Origin of the sequence: Catenuloplanes sp. NPDC051500, from assembly GCF_044454585.1 — a bacterium.
In the GTDB taxonomy this organism is placed as follows: Bacteria; Actinomycetota; Actinomycetes; order Mycobacteriales; family Micromonosporaceae; genus Catenuloplanes.
On sequence record NZ_JBITDX010000033.1, the window covers coordinates 1 to 16889 of the forward strand.

General features: G+C 70.6%; 17 protein-coding genes. 12 read left to right on the forward strand and 5 right to left on the reverse strand.

Annotated features, from left to right (window positions below):
* The first annotated feature begins 603 nt into the window (after window positions 1-603).
* The 12 genes from proS (at window position 604) to ACIA8K_RS37875 (ending at window position 8953) form a co-directional block, all read left to right on the forward strand.
* Window positions 604-2010: a proline--tRNA ligase gene (proS, locus tag ACIA8K_RS37820; protein WP_396068302.1), complete on the forward strand. Its 1407-nt coding sequence runs from the start codon at window positions 604-606 to the stop codon at window positions 2008-2010.
* A gap of 66 nt (window positions 2011-2076) precedes the next feature.
* Complete coding sequence (locus ACIA8K_RS37825; RefSeq protein ID WP_396068303.1) at window positions 2077-2724, forward strand: DUF402 domain-containing protein; 648 nt, start codon at window positions 2077-2079, stop codon at window positions 2722-2724.
* 229 nt (window positions 2725-2953) lie between these two features.
* Window positions 2954-3487, forward strand: a complete 534-nt coding sequence (gene rpsP, locus ACIA8K_RS37830) for a 30S ribosomal protein S16 (RefSeq protein ID WP_396068304.1) — start codon at window positions 2954-2956, stop codon at window positions 3485-3487.
* Window positions 3462-3722: an RNA-binding protein gene (locus ACIA8K_RS37835; protein WP_033343864.1), complete on the forward strand. Its 261-nt coding sequence runs from the start codon at window positions 3462-3464 to the stop codon at window positions 3720-3722. Before rpsP ends, ACIA8K_RS37835 begins: the two co-directional genes overlap by 26 nt.
* A 4-nt stretch (window positions 3723-3726) precedes the next feature.
* A complete protein-coding gene (gene rimM, locus ACIA8K_RS37840) occupies window positions 3727-4296 on the forward strand; it encodes a ribosome maturation factor RimM (RefSeq protein WP_396068305.1) in 570 nt (189 codons plus the stop codon).
* Window positions 4297-5067: a tRNA (guanosine(37)-N1)-methyltransferase TrmD gene (gene trmD / locus ACIA8K_RS37845; protein WP_396068306.1), complete on the forward strand. Its 771-nt coding sequence runs from the start codon at window positions 4297-4299 to the stop codon at window positions 5065-5067.
* 112 nt (window positions 5068-5179) lie between these two features.
* On the forward strand, window positions 5180-5536 hold the full coding sequence (gene rplS, locus ACIA8K_RS37850; protein ID WP_396068307.1) for a 50S ribosomal protein L19: 357 nt from the start codon (window positions 5180-5182) through the stop codon (window positions 5534-5536).
* Window positions 5537-5865: 329 nt separating this feature from the next.
* Window positions 5866-6675: a signal peptidase I gene (gene lepB / locus ACIA8K_RS37855; RefSeq protein ID WP_396068308.1), complete on the forward strand. Its 810-nt coding sequence runs from the start codon at window positions 5866-5868 to the stop codon at window positions 6673-6675.
* Window positions 6672-7313, forward strand: coding sequence for a signal peptidase I (gene lepB / locus ACIA8K_RS37860; protein ID WP_396068309.1), 642 nt, complete (start codon window positions 6672-6674; stop codon window positions 7311-7313). Before lepB (ACIA8K_RS37855) ends, lepB (ACIA8K_RS37860) begins: the two co-directional genes overlap by 4 nt.
* Window positions 7314-7333: 20 nt before the next feature.
* Complete coding sequence (locus ACIA8K_RS37865; RefSeq protein WP_396068310.1) at window positions 7334-7792, forward strand: NUDIX hydrolase; 459 nt, start codon at window positions 7334-7336, stop codon at window positions 7790-7792.
* Window positions 7785-8633 (forward strand): ribonuclease HII, encoded by an 849-nt coding sequence (locus ACIA8K_RS37870; RefSeq protein WP_396068311.1) that lies wholly within the window; start codon window positions 7785-7787, stop codon window positions 8631-8633. Before ACIA8K_RS37865 ends, ACIA8K_RS37870 begins: the two co-directional genes overlap by 8 nt.
* Window positions 8630-8953: a DUF2469 domain-containing protein gene (locus ACIA8K_RS37875; RefSeq protein WP_033343857.1), complete on the forward strand. Its 324-nt coding sequence runs from the start codon at window positions 8630-8632 to the stop codon at window positions 8951-8953. Before ACIA8K_RS37870 ends, ACIA8K_RS37875 begins: the two co-directional genes overlap by 4 nt.
* A 476-nt stretch (window positions 8954-9429) precedes the next feature.
* Here the strand turns inward: ACIA8K_RS37875 and ACIA8K_RS37880 are convergent, their stop codons facing one another.
* The 5 genes from ACIA8K_RS37880 to ACIA8K_RS37900 all read right to left on the reverse strand — a co-directional run bounded on the left by ACIA8K_RS37880 (window position 9430) and on the right by ACIA8K_RS37900 (window position 16880).
* On the reverse strand, window positions 9430-10119 hold the full coding sequence (locus ACIA8K_RS37880; RefSeq protein ID WP_396068312.1) for a murein hydrolase activator EnvC family protein: 690 nt from the start codon (window positions 10117-10119) through the stop codon (window positions 9430-9432).
* A gap of 1321 nt (window positions 10120-11440) precedes the next feature.
* Window positions 11441-12628 carry an aminotransferase class V-fold PLP-dependent enzyme gene (locus tag ACIA8K_RS37885; RefSeq protein ID WP_396068313.1) on the reverse strand — a complete coding sequence of 396 codons (1188 nt, stop codon included), beginning with the start codon at window positions 12626-12628 and terminating at the stop codon, window positions 11441-11443.
* Between the two features lie 40 nt (window positions 12629-12668).
* Complete coding sequence (locus ACIA8K_RS37890; protein ID WP_396068314.1) at window positions 12669-13625, reverse strand: tyrosine recombinase XerC; 957 nt, start codon at window positions 13623-13625, stop codon at window positions 12669-12671.
* 550 nt (window positions 13626-14175) lie between these two features.
* On the reverse strand, window positions 14176-15363 hold the full coding sequence (gene dprA, locus ACIA8K_RS37895) for a DNA-processing protein DprA (protein WP_396068315.1): 1188 nt from the start codon (window positions 15361-15363) through the stop codon (window positions 14176-14178).
* Complete coding sequence (locus ACIA8K_RS37900; RefSeq protein ID WP_396068316.1) at window positions 15360-16880, reverse strand: YifB family Mg chelatase-like AAA ATPase; 1521 nt, start codon at window positions 16878-16880, stop codon at window positions 15360-15362. The genes dprA and ACIA8K_RS37900 overlap by 4 nt, the downstream gene beginning before the upstream one ends.
* Window positions 16881-16889 lie beyond the last annotated feature (9 nt).

The following is a 16889-nucleotide window of genomic DNA, read 5'->3' on the forward strand; positions in this document are numbered from 1 at the left end:
AAGGCGAGCTTGACCGGCTTATCCGGCCGCGCCCGCTGTCTTGGTGCCTGCCCTTGCGATCACCGAAGGCGAGCTTGACCGGCTTATCCGGCCGCGCCCGCTGTCTTGGTGCCTGCCCTTGCGATCACCGAAGGCGAGCTTGACCGGCTTATCCGGCCGCGCCCGCTGTCTTGGTGCCTGCCCTTGCGATCACCTAAGGCGAGTTCGACCGGCTTACCCGGCCGCGTCCGCTGTCTTGGTGCCGGCTCTTGCGATCACCGAAGGCGAGCCCATCCGGCTTACCCGGCCACGTCCGCTCTCTCGGTGCCGGCCCTTGCGACCGTCCAGACCGCAGCCGCCCAGACCAGCCGCCGCTCAGACGATGACCGTGCTGCCCCCGCGTGCCGCGAGACCGCTGACCAGCCGGAACGACCCGCCGGACTCTCGGCTCGCTGCCAGCCCTTCGATCATGAGGCCCCAGACCGCCGCACGCGAATAGGCACCGGAGTCGGGAGCATGCGGACCGGGCCACCGCGGACGCGGGAAATGAGTTTGATCTTCTCGGGTGGGCGAGGTGCACGTCGCGCGACAGTGGAGCGGGCGCCCGGCCTAGGATGTGCGGTTATGGCTCGCGTGCTCACTCCCCGTGCGGAGGATTTTCCCCGCTGGTACCAGGATCTGATCGCCAAGGCGCAGCTGGCCGACAACGGCCCGGTGCGCGGGACGATGGTGATCCGGCCGACGGCGTATGCGATCTGGGAGCGCATCCAGTCCGAGATGGATGCGCGGATCAAGGACGCGGGCGCGGAGAACGCGTATTTCCCGCTGTTCATCCCGGAGAGTTACCTGACCCGTGAGGCGGAGCACGTCGAGGGGTTCTCGCCAGAGCTCGCGGTCGTCACGCACGGTGGTGGCAAGCAGCTTGCGGAGCCGGTGGTGGTGCGGCCGACAAGCGAGACCGTGATCGGCGAGTTCATGGCGAAGTGGATCGACTCCTACCGGGACCTGCCGCTGCTGCTCAACCAGTGGGCGAACGTCGTCCGGTGGGAAATGCGGCCGCGCATCTTCCTGCGGACCAGCGAATTCCTCTGGCAGGAAGGGCACACGGCGCACGCCTCGGAGGCGGACGCGCGGGCCTACGCGAAGAAGATCCTGCACGAGGCCTACGAGGATCTGATGGTGAAGGTGCTGGCCATGCCGGTGCTGGTCGGCCGCAAGACGAACCGGGAGCGGTTCGCGGGCGCGACGAACACCTACTGCCTCGAAGGCATGATGGGCGACGGCAAGGCGCTGCAGATGGGCACCTCGCACGAGCTCGGGCAGAACTTCGCGAAGGCGTTCGACATCGCGTTCTCGTCCGCGAGCGGCGGCCGCGAGCACGCCTGGACCACGTCCTGGGGCACCTCGACGCGGATGGTCGGCGGCCTGATCATGTGCCACGGCGACGACAGCGGGCTGCGGGTGCCGCCGGCGCTGGCGCCGATCCAGGCGCACGTGATGGTCGTCAAGGGTGGCGACGGCGTCGGTGAAGCCGCTGCGCAGCTCCGCGACGATCTCAAAGCCGCGGGGGTGCGGGTGGGCTTCGACGACCGGGTGGACACGCCGTTCGGGCGCCGTGCGGTGGACGCGGAGCTGAAGGGCTACCCGATCCGGGTCGAGATCGGGCCGCGGGATCTCGCCAACGGGAATGTCACGGTGGCCCGGCGCTTCGACGGCAGCAAGACGAGCACGCCGCTGGCCGGTGTGGTGGCGGCCGTGACCGAGGCGCTTGCGGCGGACCAGCAGGCGCTTTACGACCAGGCGCTGGCGCACCGCGAGGCGAACACGCACGAGGTCAAGACGCTTGCCGAGGCGCTTGCGGCGTCGGCCACCGGCTGGGCGCGTCTGCCCTGGTCCGCGGTGGGTACTGAGGGCGAGGCCGAGGCGAACAAGTCGGCGGTGACGGTGCGCTGCCTGATCCGCCCGGACGGCACGGTGCCGGACTCGGAGAACGAGCCGGACCTGGTCGCGGTGCTGGGACGCTCGTACTGAATTCACTCCCGGGTGGTGGCCGCGTCGTCATGACGCGGTCACCGGCGGCGGTTAACCTGGCTGACCGTGGGATTCGCGCGCGGCCAATTAATCATGCATAGGAACGTCCGTCATCACCGGATCGGCTGGGTGCGCCCGGTCCGGGTGGTGAGCGACGATCACCGAGGACTGCTGGTCTGGCTGGCCCGCGGCACCGAGGTGGTCAACGAGGTCGCCGCGGACGGCCGTGGCATGCGCGAGATGCCGTTCAGCGAGTGGACAGGCCTCGACTACCGGCTTGAGCACTGCATCTGGCAGGGGCCGGGCGTGCTCAAGTTCATGCCGGTCGGCGCCGCGCACTCGGTCTGGTGGTTCCGTGACGACGACGGGAATTTCACCGGCTGGTACGTCAACCTTGAGGACCCGGCGCGCCGCTGGCATGACGGCGCCGTGGCCGGCGTGGACATGGTCGACCAGGATCTGGACATCGTGGTCGCTCCCGACCGCAGCTGGCGGTGGAAGGACGAGGACGAGTTCGCCGAGCGCCTCGCGTTCCCGGACCACTACTGGGTGCCGGACGCGGACGCGGTGTGGGCCGAGGGCAAACGGGCGATCGAGCAGATCGAGGCGGGGGAGTTCCCGTTCGACGGTAGCTGGGTCGACTTCCGGCCGGACCCGTCGTGGCTGCCCGGTGCGCCGCTCCCCGGATGGGACCGTCCGGTTCTGGAGCGATAAAACACGCTTCGCCCTGATATGGGTACGGGATGCGGGGTCGTTTCATCCGGCGGCCCCGGATCTGGCACAATGGTGAGCTGGCATCCGGCACGCGTTTGTTGCCCTCTAACTGCGAACGCGACGCCAGTCCTTGAAGCATCGGATCCCATGCCCCACGTGGGAGCCCGCCTGCTCACCCGCGCGCCGGTCTTCCAAGACCGGTGTAAATCGCAACAGGAGCGAACAGACAGTGGCCGTAAAGATCCGGCTCCTGCGGATGGGCAAGATCCGCAACCCCCAGTACCGCATCGTCGTGGCCGACTCGCGGACCAAGCGCGACGGCCGGGCCATCGAGTACGTGGGCATTTACCAGCCGAAGGAGCACCCTTCGGTGATCGAGGTCAAGTCGGACCGGGTGCAGCACTGGCTGTCGGTCGGCGCGCAGCCGAGCGAGGCCGTGCAGCGCATCCTGGAGAAGACCGGCGACTGGCAGAAGTTCAAGGGCCTGCCGGCCCCGCCGCCGCTCCTGGTCGCGGAGCCGAAGGTGGACCGCAAGGCCGTCTACGACGCTGAGGCGCAGGCCGCGGCCGGCGTCACCCCGTCGAAGTCGACGGCCAAGAAGTCCGAGCCGAAGGCCGACGCCAAGGCCGAGACCAAGTCCGAGCCGAAGGCTGACGCCAAGGCGGACGCCAAGTCCGAGCCGAAGGCGGAGGCCACGACCGAGGCTCCGGCCGAGGCCAAGACCGAGGAGCCCGCTGGTGCGGGCGCCGGCGACGCGAGCTGACGGGGCGCTCCGGCCAGCGCTGGAGCACCTCGTCAAGGGCATCGTCGACCACCCGGACGACGTGCGCGTCCGGCTCGTCGACTCGCGCCGCGGTAAGCGGCTGGAAGTGCGCGTCCACCCCGAGGACCTGGGAACGGTCATCGGGCGTGGCGGGCGCACGGCCAAGGCGCTGCGTACCGTGATCGGGTCGATCGGCGGACGTGGCGTGCGAGTCGACATAGTCGACGCGTACTGAGTCGATGCTCCTCATCATCGGGCACATCGCCCGCGCGCACGGCGTGCACGGCGAGGTCGCCGTGCACGTGCGTTCGGACGATCCCGAGGCGCGTTTCGTCCCCGGGGCGGTGCTGACCACCGAGATCTCCTCGAAGGTCCGCACTGCTCCGGAGGGCGGTCCGGCCCCGGACGGCGCCGTGCGCTTCGAGATTCCTAAGACTCTGGTCATCGAGACCATCCGCCCGCACCAGGACAAGCTGCTCATCACGTTCGAGGGCATCCGCGGGCGGGACGTGGCGGAGGCGCTGCAGGGCGTGCTGCTCTGCGTGGACAGCGACCAGGTGGCGCCGCTCGACGACCCGGACGAGTTCCACGACCACGAGCTCAGAGGGCTCACCGTCGTCGACACCACCGGCGCTACGGTCGGCGAGGTGCTCCGGATCGACCACGCGGCCGCGTCCGACCTGCTCGTGCTGAAGCGGGTGCAGGGCGGCACCGCGCTGGTCCCGTTCGTGCGGCAGATCGTCACCGAGGTCGACGTGAAAGGTGGCCGGGTCGTCATCGACCCGCCGGAAGGCCTACTGGATCTGTAGATGCGCGTCGACGTTCTGACGATCTTCCCGGACTACTTCACCCCGCTGGAGCTCTCCCTGATCGGGAAGGCACGTGCCACAGGGGTCCTCGACCTCGCCGTGCATGACCTGCGGCAGTGGACGCATGACGTGCACCGGACCGTGGACGATTCGCCCTACGGCGGCGGTCCGGGCATGGTCATGCGGCCGGAACCGTGGGGTGAGGCGTTCGACGCGCTCGTCGTACCCCCGGATGATCCTGTTCTTCTTGTTCCGACCCCGGCCGGGCAGCGCTTCGACCAGGCGCTCGCCCACTCGCTCGCGGACGAGGACCGGCTGATCTTCGCCTGTGGGCGGTACGAGGGGATCGACCAGCGCGTGCTTGAGGAGGCCGGTACCCGGATGCGGGTGCGCGAGGTCTCACTCGGCGACTACGTGCTGTTCGGTGGCGAGGTCGCGGTGCTCGTCATGCTTGAGGCGGTCGTGCGGCTGCTTCCCGGCGTGCTCGGCAACGCGGAGTCGCTTACCGAGGAGTCGCACGCGAACGGCCTGCTGGAGGCGCCGCTCTACACGAAGCCGGCGGTCTGGCGCGGCCGGGAGGTGCCCGAGGTGCTCCGGTCCGGCGACCACGGCCGGATCGCGAAGTGGCGGCGGGCGCAGTCGCTTCTGCGCACGGCCGCACAGCGACCGGATATGCTTGCGGTCACCCGGCCGGAGACGTTTGACAAGCACGATCTCGCCACGTTGACCGGGGCCGGATTTCCGGTGCCGCAGGCCGGTGTGGCAGAGTAGAGGGGTTGCCGCGATCGGGCACAGCCCTATCTGCGCAACGGATAGATTTTCTTTCGCGCCGCCACTGGCCTTGGCGCGGGGATTCGCCACGAGCCTTGAGGATGCAGCAGCGATGAACACGCTCGACGTTTTGGAAGCACAGTCGCAGCGGACCGACATCCCGGACTTCCGCGCCGGCGACACCCTGAAGGTGTACGCGCGGGTCGTCGAGGGCAACCGCTCCCGTGTCCAGGTCTTCCAGGGTGTCGTCATCCGGCGCCACGGCTCCGGCCTGCGCGAGACCTTCACGATCCGCAAGGTGAGCTTCGGCGTCGGCGTCGAGCGCACCTACCCGTTCAACAGCCCGTCGATCGACCGGCTCGAGGTCATCACCCGCGGTGCCGTCCGCCGGGCGAAGCTCTACTACCTCCGTGACCTCCGCGGTAAGGCCGCGAAGATCAAGGAGAAGCGCGAGAAGGTTTCCAACTGACGTCCCCCGGACGGGTAAACCTTCTCTCGCTCTGAGAGCAGCCGTAGCGCCAAACGCGACCTAAGCTTGCATCTGTGACGTACGGGCGCTACGACGGCGACAGTCGAAAAACTCCGCCCTACCGCTCGACGCCTTCCCCCGAGGAGATCAACGGGGACGAGGCTCGAGCGGTAGTGCTGTATCCGGGCTCTGGTGCCTCCTCCAGTTCCCGGGGTCGGGCTGTCGCCGACTCCGCCGACGAGGAGCCGCCCCGCCGCCGACGAGGTGGCGGGGGCGGCCTTCCGGACGGTGACGGCGGGGATGAGAAGCCGCGGAAGCGGGTCAAGCAGATGGCGCTCTGGCTGGAGCTGCCGATCCTGCTCGTGGTGGCGTTCTGTCTCGCGGTGCTGATCCGCACGTTCGTGGTGCAGGCGTTCTCCATCCCCTCCGGGTCGATGGAGAACACGCTGCTCATCGGCGACCGGGTGCTTGTCAACAAGGTCGTCTACGACGTGCGGGTGCCCAAGCGCGGCGAGGTCGTGGTGTTCCACGGCACGGACCGCTGGGCGCCGGAGCACACAAATGACACGTCCGGCCTGACGTTCATGACGAAGATGAGCCGCACCATCGGCGACCTGATCGGGTACGGCCGGCCCGGTGAGAAGGACTTCATCAAGCGGGTCATCGGCGTCGAGGGCGACACGGTCGCCTGCTGCGACGAGCTGGGGCGGATCACCGTCAACGGCAAGCCGATCGATGAGCCCTACATCTTCCAGGACTCACCGCTCGACGACACGGTCGGCGGCAACGGCGGCAACTGCACCACGCGGCGGTTCGCGGACGTGGTCGTACCGGCCGGTCAGATCTTCGTGATGGGCGACCACCGATCAATCTCGCTCGATGCCCGGTGCCAGGGCCCGGTTCCGGTGGAGAACGTGGTCGGCCAGGCCTTCGTGATCGTCTGGCCGCGAGACAGCTGGAGCGGGATTCCCGTGCCGGAGGCGTGGGACGACGTGCCCGCCTCCGCCTCGGCGCCCCAGGAGACGGCGCCTGACACTGGAGGGGGATTCGTGCTCACTGTCCCCTTGTTGGCATCTCTGGCGTTTAACGCGCGTTCCCGGTCTCGATTCTCAGCCCGCCGTCGTAGGCTCCCTTCGTGATCGACGAGCAGACCGACAAGTCACGCAGTTCGTTCTGGAAAGAACTACCGATTCTTCTGGGTGTGGCGCTGCTGGTCGCCATCCTGGTGCGGACGTTCGTGCTCCAGACGTTCTACATCCCGTCCCCGTCCATGGAGCACACGCTCAACATTTATGACCGGGTTCTGGTCAACAAGCTCGTGTACAACTTCCGCGACCCGCAGCGCGGCGAAATCATCGTGTTCGAGGCGCCCGCCGAGTGGCGGAGCACACCCGAGGGCGAGGACTTCATCAAGCGCATCATCGGCGTCGGCGGCGACCACATCATCTGCTGCGACGCACAGGGGCGCATCCAGGTGAACGGCGCCTCGCTGGACGAGCCGTACATCTACTCGGAGAACGGCCTGCAGGACCCGCCCGCATCCACAGACTTCGACATCGTGGTGCCGGCCGACCGCCTCTGGGTGATGGGCGACCACCGCTCGCAGTCCGGCGACTCGCTTGAGCACTGGACCACGACCGGTGAGATCGAGAAGTCGACGATCTCCGAGGACGCGGTGGTCGGGCGTGCGTTCGTGCTCTTCTGGCCGTTCGGCCGCGCCGACTGGCTCTCCGCGCCGGACACGTTCGAGTCGGTCCCGTCCGGCAGCGGCGGCTGAGGGTCTCCTAGGCTGGGGTGATGGTGGACTTCGTGCCGCGCCGCGCGGCTCGCGTGCTGCTGGTCGACGAGGCCGGCCGAGTCCTGCTGTTCCGGGGCGTCGACCCGGGCCGGCCCGGCGAGCCGTACTGGTTCACGGTCGGCGGCGGGCTCGACGCGGGCGAGACGCCGGCCGAGGCGGCCCGGCGCGAACTGCGCGAGGAGGCCGGGCTTGACGTGCCGGTCGCGGCGCTTGGCGGGCCGGTGCACGCCGAGGTGACCGAGTTCCCGTTCGACAACGTCTGGTACCGGCAGGAGCAGGAGTTCTTCCTGTTGCGTACCGCCGGGTTCGCCGTCGACACGAGTGGGCTCGACGAGGCCGAGCGCGCCAGCCTCCTGGAGTACCGGTGGTGGCCGGTCTCCGAGCTGGACTCCGCGACCGAGCCGGTCCATCCGGGCGGTCTGGCGGAGCTGCTGCGCCGGGTGACCGCCGGTGCTTAGCCCGCCGAAGACCATCGTCCGGCGCGAGGGCGGCATCTACGCGCTGGAGCGGGCGTTGCAGCGCCGCGGCTTCCAGCTGGTCGCCGGCGCGGACGAGGCCGGTCGCGGTGCTTGCGCGGGGCCGCTGGTCGCGGCCGCCGTGGTGCTGCCCACCGGAAAACGCGGCGAGATCGACGGGCTGACCGACTCGAAGCTGCTGACCGCCGCGGCCCGGGAACGAATCTACGCAGAAGTTGTCAAGCGGGCGCTCGTGTACTCGGTCGTGGTCATACCGCCCACCGAGGTGGATGCACGCGGCCTCCATGTGTGTAACCTCGCGGCCATGCGCCGTGCGCTGGCAACGCTTTCCGTCCGCCCCGAGTACGTCCTCACCGACGGCTTCGCGGTAGACGGACTCGGCGTGCCCGGGCTCGCCGTGTGGAAGGGCGACCAGGTCGCCGCGTGCGTCGCGGCGGCGAGCGTGCTCGCCAAGGTGACCCGGGACCGGATCATGGTGGAGCTGGACGCCGACTTCCCGGCGTACGGCTTCGCCGACCACAAGGGGTACGTGACCGCTGAGCACAATTCGGCACTGGCGGAGCACGGGCCGTGCGTGGAGCATCGATTCTCGTACGCCAACGTGGCGGCGATCTCCGGCCGGTCCGGCAGCCCGCCGCGGGCACGCCGCCCGGTCAGCGCGGAATCCGATCGTCCGTCGGTTGTGTCGTCCGGTGGCACATCGGCTGAGGCGATGGCGAAAGTCGGCACGGGCTGGAGTACCGTCGGCGTGGCATCGGAGCAGCAGCCACGACCGCCGACGTGGGTGGGGGAAGATGGCCAGATGAAGGGCGGACAACCATGAGCGCAGAAGATCTCGAGAAGTACGAGACCGAGATGGAGCTGCAGCTCTACCGGGAGTACCGCGACATCGTGCGCCAGTTCTCCTATGTGGTCGAGACAGAGCGGCGCTTCTACCTCGCGAACCATGTCGATCTCCATGTGCGCAACTCGGACGGCGAGGTCTACTTCGAGGTCGAGATGCAGGACGCGTGGGTCTGGGACATGTACCGCCCGGCCCGCTTCGTCAAGAACGTGCGCGTGATGACGTTCAAGGACGTCAACGTCGAGGAGCTGGAGAAGCCGGAGATCTCCCTGCCGACGGACACCGGCTTCCCCAGCTGACGTTCGCCTCCTTTCCAGCCCGGGGTCGCGGTGGTGCCGCACTCCGGGCTCTTCCGTGGGTAGGTGCCGACGGTCGCCGCTCGGTGCCTGGGGCGGGTCTCCGCCGGTGGGGCCTTCTGACGACCCGGCGTGCGTCGCCTGGGGTCCTCCGCCGTGGTCGGGTCGTCTTGGGCTGGTCGTCCCGGGCTGGGCCGTCCTGGGCTGCGTCGTCAGTAGCTGGGCGTTGTGACGGCGCCAGGGCCCTGCTGTGCGAAGACGCGACCCGGGGCGTGTTGGCGGATTCCGACGGCCTGCGGCGAGGTCCAGGCGTGGTCTGGCGCAGATGCCTGTCCATCACACCGGCCCGCAGGCGCCGCCGCCGCACACCTGGGCTAACCGCGATCCACCAGACACCTTCTGGAGCGGGTGTCGTCGTGGATGCGGGGCTGCGGTGAGGTCCCGGGTCTTGTTCCCCGCATCCACGTCGACACGGACTTCTAAGGGCCTGCGGCCGGCGGGAGCAGGCGGGCGCGTCCGAGGGCTAGGAGGAGCAGCGGATCCAGGTAATCCGAGCCGTGGCGGAGACCCCAGTGCAGGCAGGCGGCGGCCGGGCAGCCGGAGTGGCCGGTGGCGAGGGTGCCCAGGGGCGTGCCGGCGCTGGTCTTCCGCCCGGCGGCGATCCCGATGTGGACCGGCTGGTAGGTGGTGCGCAGGCCGCCGGGATGCTCGATGCTGACCACACCGTGGTCGGCGACCATACCGGCGAAGACCACGGTGCCGTCGCCCGCGGCCCGGACCGTGCTGCCGGGCTCCGCACCGAGATCCACGCCGCGGTGACCGGGGAGCCAGGGCTGCGGCGGCGGATCAAAACGGCGCAGGACCGGTGACGGCCCGTCGAGCGGCCAGGAAAACCTCACTGGTACGGGTTCCCGGGCTGCGACTGCGGTGAGCGGTGGCCCCGTCGTGCGGCCTCGGGTGCGGAACGGTGGTGGCTGCTCGTGCCGCACCCCTTCCTGACCGGCAGGGCTGGACGGGGAGCGGTGCCGCTCGGCGAAGGGTGACAGCGTGGGCCCTATCGCGGCGGCGGGCGGCGGGTGAACCCGGCCGCCGGGACCGATCCGGGTGATGCCGGCGGGCAGGACTGTGGTGGCCACCGTGATGATCAGAACGAGTAGCGCGACTGGCATGCCCAGAGGATCGTCCGAACACCGGACCGGCACGACCACGCACCTCAAGATCTGTGGACAGATTCTTGGCATGTGGATAGCCGTCCACAGGTCAGCGCGGTTTTCGGCCCAGACTTGGACCAGCTCGCACATTTACGGATTCGCTGTCAGGGGTGTCGGCGCCGGCTGGCGGCCACTCGATGTGGTGGTGGACGGCGGGTGCTCGGCGGTGTCGGCGCGCGGCTGGCGGTTTGGTGATCGGCGAGTTTCCGACCGTCGTTTGCATGGCGCGACGGCTCCGGGAGGCGGTGCGGTGCCAGGTTCGGACGCTCGAGTCGAGGCTTCAGGTCGTGACGTCGGCAGGGAGCAGTGAGGATGACCACGCCGTTCGACGGCGCCGTCTGGGTGGTCGGCGAGCATTCGCCGGCGTTTGCGTGGCGTCACGGACATCGGGTGGCGGTGCGATGTTCGATTCGGACGATCGAGTCGAGGCCTCAGGTCGTGTCGTCGGGAGCGCTGAGGATGACCGCGCCGTCCCTTTCCGCTGTCGGGGCCGGTGGTCAGGCAGCCCGTGCACGCGATGCGGGCCGCCGTGCTGCGGCTACGGGGAGTGGAGGACACCGGGTCCTCGGTTCTGACCTTGCGGCGGCGAGGCAGGCAGGGGGCGCCAGCGACGACCGGTGCCCAATACCACTGAGCATATTTTGATCTTGAAGTGGACTGGGTCGGGCCGTGGGCCTGTGGCCGGTGCGGATGCTCTTCTGCCTGGTCCGGCGGGCAGGGCGCGGATGCAGGTGGGTGTTACTGAGCTTTCGGGCTCAGGGTCCATGTCCGGCGAGGCCGTCCAGCCCGCCGGCCGGAGATGGACCTTCCACTATGCGGGAATCAAGATCCTTGTTTTGCTCACGGTCCTTTGCGCCGCCGGGAAAGGACCGTGAGCAAAACAAGAATCTTGGCCGTCCGCGGCCACTCCACCGGCCAGGTGCTTATGAGACGACATTTCCGGTGCCGGGGTGGGCTTCGTCCTTGGGGTACGGAGCATGCCGCGCTTGATCTGCCCCGCGGGACGTACTGACCTTCCAGATTCATGGTGAGCATCGCCGAGCTAGGCAGGCCACTACCGACTTTTGCGGTCGAGGTCCGCTCCCACGGACCGGCCGGGTGCGTCGCGCCCGAAAGTTCGTGATTCAGCGGGCTGCGGCGGCCCTCACCCTGCCCCGAAAGGTAGTAGCAAAAGGCCAGGTCGACGACCATGATCAAAAAGGCCAAGTGACGTTGAACCGGTGCCCGCGGGAGTTCGCAGCACGTGAGTGACGACCCGACGGGAAATGCCTGATCTTTGTCAGTCGCCGGCGGTGAGCAGGGCGGGGAGGCGGGCGGCGAGGCGGTCGTACTCGTCGGGCTGGTTGTAGACCTGGGCGCAGACGCGCAACCAGCCCTGGCCGTTCCAGGCGTTGACGCCGACCGCGGCGCCCAGCTTGTCGGCGATGCGGTGGCGGAGCGCGACCGCGTCCGCGTCGGTGGTGGCCGCGCCGCGCGGGAGCGGAATGATGCGCATCGCGATGCCCGCGCCACCGGGGTCCGGCAGACTTGCGGCGCGGAGGCCGAGCGCAGCGCCGATCACCCGCTGGCCGTAGGCGGCGAGCGCGGCGTTGTGGGCGCGCACCCGGTCCTGGCCGAGTGTGCGCAGCACGAAGAGACCTGTCGGTGCGGACAACCATGGTGTGACGTCGAGCGTGCCCTGCGACTCGACGTTCGCCGGGAAGCCCTCGGCGTGGTCCCAGGAGACGGCGAGCGGCTCGATCCGGTCCCGCCAGCGTGGCGCCACGGTCAGCAGCGCCACCGAACGCGGCGCGAACGCCCACTTGTGGAGGTTGCCGACCCAGAAGTCCGCGCCGATCTCGTCGATCGCGAGCGGCAGCATTCCCGGGGCGTGCGCGCCGTCGACCAGCACCGCCACGTTCGCCCGGTGGGCGGCCTCCACGATGGGCACCAGCGGAAAGAGCTTCACCGTGGAGGACGCGATCTGGTCCACGATCAACAAGCGGGTACGGTCGGTGAAACCGGCCTTGAGCAGCGACACGACCTCACCGTCAGCGGCGGTCAGCGGCACCGCCACGGTGCGGACCACGGCCCCGGTCCGGGCGCACTCGCGGGCGGCGGCGAGCGTGACCGACCCGTATCCGTGGTCGGTCAGCAGGATCTCGTCGCCGGGCCGCAGCCCCATCGACTGCAGCACGATGGAGATGCCGGCGGTCGTGTTCGGGATCAGCGCGGTGCCGTCCGGGTCCGCGCCGAACTGGGTGGCCAGGTGCCGGCGGGTGTGACCGACCCGATCGCGCAGCCCTCGGGTGTAGAAACGAAGCGGGTCCAGCTCGACCTCGTCGCGGAGGCGCTGCTGCGCGCGCTGCACAGCGATCGGGGTCACGCCGACCGTGCCGTGGTTCAGGTACGAGACGGCCGGATCCAGCGAGAAGAGCAGTCGTGCGCCGGCTATCGCGTCCGGCGGCCGTACGTCACCAGCGCCCACCCGTCGATCGTAGTGGGCAGACCGGCCAGGATGCTGCTTTTCAGGCGCGGGGGTGCGCCTGACGGTACGCGGCGCGTAGCCGCTCGACCGACACGTGCGTGTAGATCTGCGTGGTGGCAAGCGAGGCGTGCCCCAGCAGCTCCTGGACCGCGCGCAGATCGGCGCCGCCCTCCAGCAGATGGGTCGCGGCCGAGTGGCGCAGCCCGTGCGGCGTGGTGTGCGGCAGGCTCTCGGCCCGCGCGTACGCCGACACGAGCCGCCGCGCGATCGTCGGTTGCAGACGGCCGCCTCGCGCGCCGAGCAGCAGTGCGTCGCCGCTGTCCGGGCTGGTCAGGGCGGGACGCGCGGTACGGAGGTAGCCGTCCAGCGCCCGCTCGGCCGGCACGCCGTACGGCACGGAGCGCTCCTTGCCGCCCTTGCCGAGCACGCGGACCAGGCGGCGTGTCCGGTCCAGGTCGGAGACGTCCAGGCCGCACAGTTCGCTGACCCGGATGCCGGTGGCGTAGAGCAGCTCCAGGACGAGGCGGTCGCGTACCTCCACAGGCGCTTCCTCACTGCCGGCCGGTGAGGTGACAAGCTTCTCCGCCTGATCGGCCCGGAGCACACCCGGCAACGTACGGTGCGCGCGCGGACTGGCCAGCTGGGCGCCCACGTCGTGCTCCAGATGCCCGGCCCGGTGGGCCCAGGCCGTGAGCGCCCGCGCCGACGCCGCTCGCCGGGCCATCGAGGTGCGCGCGGCGCCGCCCGAACGCTGCGCGGCCAGCCAGCCGCGCAGCTCAGCGATGTCCAGGTCGCCGAGCTTCGCGCAGCCGGCGGCGGCCGCATGACCGAACAGCGAGACCGCGTCGCCCACATAGGCGCGGACGGTGTGCACGGACCGGTCCTCGATGGTGGCCAGGTGATGCGCGAACTCGTCGATCGCCACGCGCATGGCCGGCGGCAGGTCGTCATAGATCGCCTGTGTCGCACGGGTACGCCCGTGATCGCTGGTCCCCATCCGTCGACAGTCCGCGCCGTCGCGACCGCCGTCAACCCGGCACGCGAGCGGCGGCTCTCGGTCGTCGGAACGCCGCTCGGTGTCGGGGGATGCGTGGGGCTCCCATCGTCTGCGAGGCGGTCCGGGAACGTGGTGCCGGTCCGGGTTCGTAATGCTGGTGGAGATGCGCAGATGGAGGATGGGTCCGGTTTGCCGATCCTGTGGCTGTCGGCCTGCAGCCGTGGCCGTAGTCGCCTCATCTCTGGGCCGGTTGTGCCGGGACGACAGGACATGAGAGCGACGAGGCCGAGTCGGCGGCCGGCCGGGGGAGCGCTTGCGGAGGAAAGAGCTGGGAGGAGCGCCGCCAGGAACACGGCGCATAGCCCGATGGCAAACACGGTCTTGACCAGGCACCCGGCCAGCCTCGCAGGCATAAAACCTTCCTTTCCGATCGTGACAGCGGCGTTCGGGCCTGGCGGTGTTCGGGCCTGGCGGTGTTCGGCCGGCCTCTTTAAAGAGGGCTTGGTGGTGCCGGACGGTGGGTCTGGACGGCAGGGATAGGGGAGCTGGGTCACCGGCGTGGGGTGCGGCGAGGAGGGACCAGGGTATAGCCGCCGTTTCGTGAGGTGATGAAGCCGAGTTCGGTCAGGAGGGCGAGGCGGCGCAGGGTGGTGCGGGGGTCGATGCCGGTGTGGGCGGACAGCTGGTCGGCGGTGACCTCGCGGCGGCCGGCGGGGAAGGCCTCCAGCAGGCGGGCGGACTCCGGGTCCAGGGCGTCGCGGTCCTGTTCCGGGCCGCGTGGTCGTGGGGCGAGGTCCTCGCCGATCGCGCCGATCTCCTCGACGATGTCGGCGGCGCCGGTGACCAGGCGGGTGCCGGGCTGGTTGCGGAGCGCGTCGTGGCAGCCGACGGACATCGCGGAGCCGACCGGGCCGGGCACCGCCATGGCGGTACGGCCGGTGAGGCCGTGCGCGCGGCCGAGCGTCTGGATGGCGCCGCTGCGGGCCGCGGCCTCGACGACGACGGTGCCGCGGGTGACGGCCGCGATGAGGCGGTTCCGGACCAGGAAGCGGTGTCGCAGCGGCTCGGCGCCGGGCGGCCACTCGGAGACGAGCAGACCAGCGTCGGCGATCTGCTCGAACAGTGCGGTGTTGCCCGCGGGGTACGGCCGGTCGACGCCGCACGCGAGGAACGCGACCGTGACGCCGCCGGCGCGCAGAGCGGCGCGGTGCGCGGCCCCGTCGATGCCGAACGCGCCGCCGGAGACGACGGTCCAGCCGCGGCTCGCCAGGTCGAAGCCGATCTCCGAGGCCATCCGCTGCCCGTACTCGGTGGCGGCGCGGGCGCCGACGACCGCGACGGACCGGTCGAGCGACGCGGCGAGCGGCAGCTGCCCGCGTACCCACAGGCAGAGTGGCGGCCGGGTGTCCCGGTCGACCCGCTCGCGAGCGCTGCGCAGGTCGATGGTGCGCAGGTCGTCGACCTGGCCCGGCCACTCCGCGTCGCCGGGGGTGATCAGGCGTGCGCCGATCTCCGCGGCACGTGCCAGGAGTTGTTCCGCGGTCTGCAGCGGGTCGCCGGCCGCGAGGCGGGCGGCCGCAGTGTTTCGGGTCGCGGAGTGGCAGGCCGGGTCGTTGAGGATGCGCCAGAGTGCTTCGGGCGCGCCGTAGGCCTGAACCATCTCCCAGCCGATCAGGTGGCCGGGCTCGAGCAGCCAGTTCAGCGCGATGCGGGCCAGTTGGTCCGCCCGGGCGCTCATCCGTGCTCCCCGGCACGCAGCTGGCTGGCCTCGGCCACCTCGCCGGCGCCGGGCCGGTCAAGTCCGTCGAGGTCGGAGATGGTCCAGGCCAGGCGCAGCGTGCGGTCGAAGCCGCGGGCGGTCAGCGCGCCCCGGTCGAGCGCCGTCTGGAGCCGGCCGATGTCCGCGGCGGGCAGCTGCCAGGGAGGCCGGCGCAGCGCGGCGCCGGGGACCTCCGCGTTGGTCCGCCAGCCCTGGGGTGACCACCGTACGGCGGCCGCGGCGCGGGCCTGAGCGACGCGGGCGGCGACGGCGGTGGACCCTTCCCGTGGCTGGTCCACGCCGACCAGGTCGGCCGCGCGCATCGCGTGCAGCCGGACGCGGAGGTCGATGCGGTCCAGAAGCGGGCCGGAGAGCCGGCCGAGGTAGCGGCGGCGGGCCAGTGGCGTGCACTCGCAGGCGCTGTCGCCGGCCGGTTTCGCGCACGGGCAGGGGTTCGCCGCGATGATCAGCTGGACCCGGGTGGGGTATTCCGTGGTGCCGCCGGTGCGGTTGAGCGTGACCCGGCCGGACTCCAGCGGCTGGCGGAGCGAGTCGAGCACGCGGGAGGCGAACTCGGGCGCCTCGTCGAGGAAGAGCACGCCACGGTGGGCCAGCGAGAGCGCGCCGGGCCGGGCGATCCCGGAGCCGCCCCCGACGAGCGACGCGAGGCTGGCCGTGTGGTGCGGCGCCTGGAACGGCGGGCGGCGGAGGAGCCGGCCGCCGGGCGGGAGCATGCCGGCGATCGAGTGGACCGCGGTGACCTCAAGTGCGGCCAGGTCGTCCAGCTCGGGGAGCACGGACGGCAGGCGCTCGGCGAGCATGGTCTTGCCGGCACCGGGTGGGCCGATCAGCGCCAGGTGGTGACCGCCGGCGGCGGCGACCTCGATGGCACGGCGTCCGACGGGCTGACCGGCCACGTCGGCCAGGTCGGGCGCGGGCGGCAGCGGGGGCTGAGGGAGGCCGGGTGGCGGGAGCAGCGTGTCCGTGCCGCGGACGAAGCCGATCAGCCGTTGCAGCGTGTCGACCGCGCGTACGTCGACGCCGGGCACGACGGTGGCCTCGTCCGCGTTCTGCAGCGGGACGACCGCGCGGGTGAGCCCGGCACGGGCGGCCGCGGCGACCATCGGCAGCACGCCGCGGATCGGGCGCACGGCGCCGTCCAGGCCGAGCTCGCCAAGGATCGCGACGCCGTCCAGCCCGACCGGTGGGAGCTCGCCCGCGCAGGCGAGGATCCCGGCCGCGATGGCGAGGTCGAAGGCGGACCCGCGCTTGGGCAGCGTGGCGGGGAGGAGGTTGACGGTGAGCCGCCTGTTCGGCCACTCCTCGCCGGAGTTGACGATCGCGGCGCGGACCCGGTCGCGGGCCTCGTTGAGCGCGGTGTCGGGCAGGCCGGTGAGGGTGACCCCGGGCAGGCCGGGCGCGATGTCGACCTCGACCTCGACGAGGTGGCCCTCCACGCCGACCAGCCCGATGCAGCACACCTTGGCGTAGCTCATCGCCGCCGC

Excerpts from the sequence above, each read along its gene's own strand:
- proS (WP_396068302.1), top strand. The coding sequence starts at position 604 with ATGGCTCGCGTGCTCACTCCCCGTGCGGAGGATTTTCCCCGCTGGTAC.
- rimM (WP_396068305.1), top strand. The coding sequence starts at position 3,727 with ATGCTCCTCATCATCGGGCACATCGCCCGCGCGCACGGCGTGCACGGC.
- trmD (WP_396068306.1), top strand. The coding sequence starts at position 4,297 with ATGCGCGTCGACGTTCTGACGATCTTCCCGGACTACTTCACCCCGCTG.
- rplS (WP_396068307.1), top strand. The coding sequence starts at position 5,180 with ATGAACACGCTCGACGTTTTGGAAGCACAGTCGCAGCGGACCGACATC.
- lepB (WP_396068308.1), top strand. The coding sequence starts at position 5,866 with ATGGCGCTCTGGCTGGAGCTGCCGATCCTGCTCGTGGTGGCGTTCTGT.
- ACIA8K_RS37865 (WP_396068310.1), top strand. The coding sequence starts at position 7,334 with ATGGTGGACTTCGTGCCGCGCCGCGCGGCTCGCGTGCTGCTGGTCGAC.
- ACIA8K_RS37875 (WP_033343857.1), top strand. The coding sequence starts at position 8,630 with ATGAGCGCAGAAGATCTCGAGAAGTACGAGACCGAGATGGAGCTGCAG.
- ACIA8K_RS37880 (WP_396068312.1), bottom strand. The coding sequence starts at position 10,119 with ATGCCAGTCGCGCTACTCGTTCTGATCATCACGGTGGCCACCACAGTC.
- ACIA8K_RS37890 (WP_396068314.1), bottom strand. The coding sequence starts at position 13,625 with ATGGGGACCAGCGATCACGGGCGTACCCGTGCGACACAGGCGATCTAT.
- dprA (WP_396068315.1), bottom strand. The coding sequence starts at position 15,363 with ATGAGCGCCCGGGCGGACCAACTGGCCCGCATCGCGCTGAACTGGCTG.
- ACIA8K_RS37900 (WP_396068316.1), bottom strand. The coding sequence starts at position 16,880 with ATGAGCTACGCCAAGGTGTGCTGCATCGGGCTGGTCGGCGTGGAGGGC.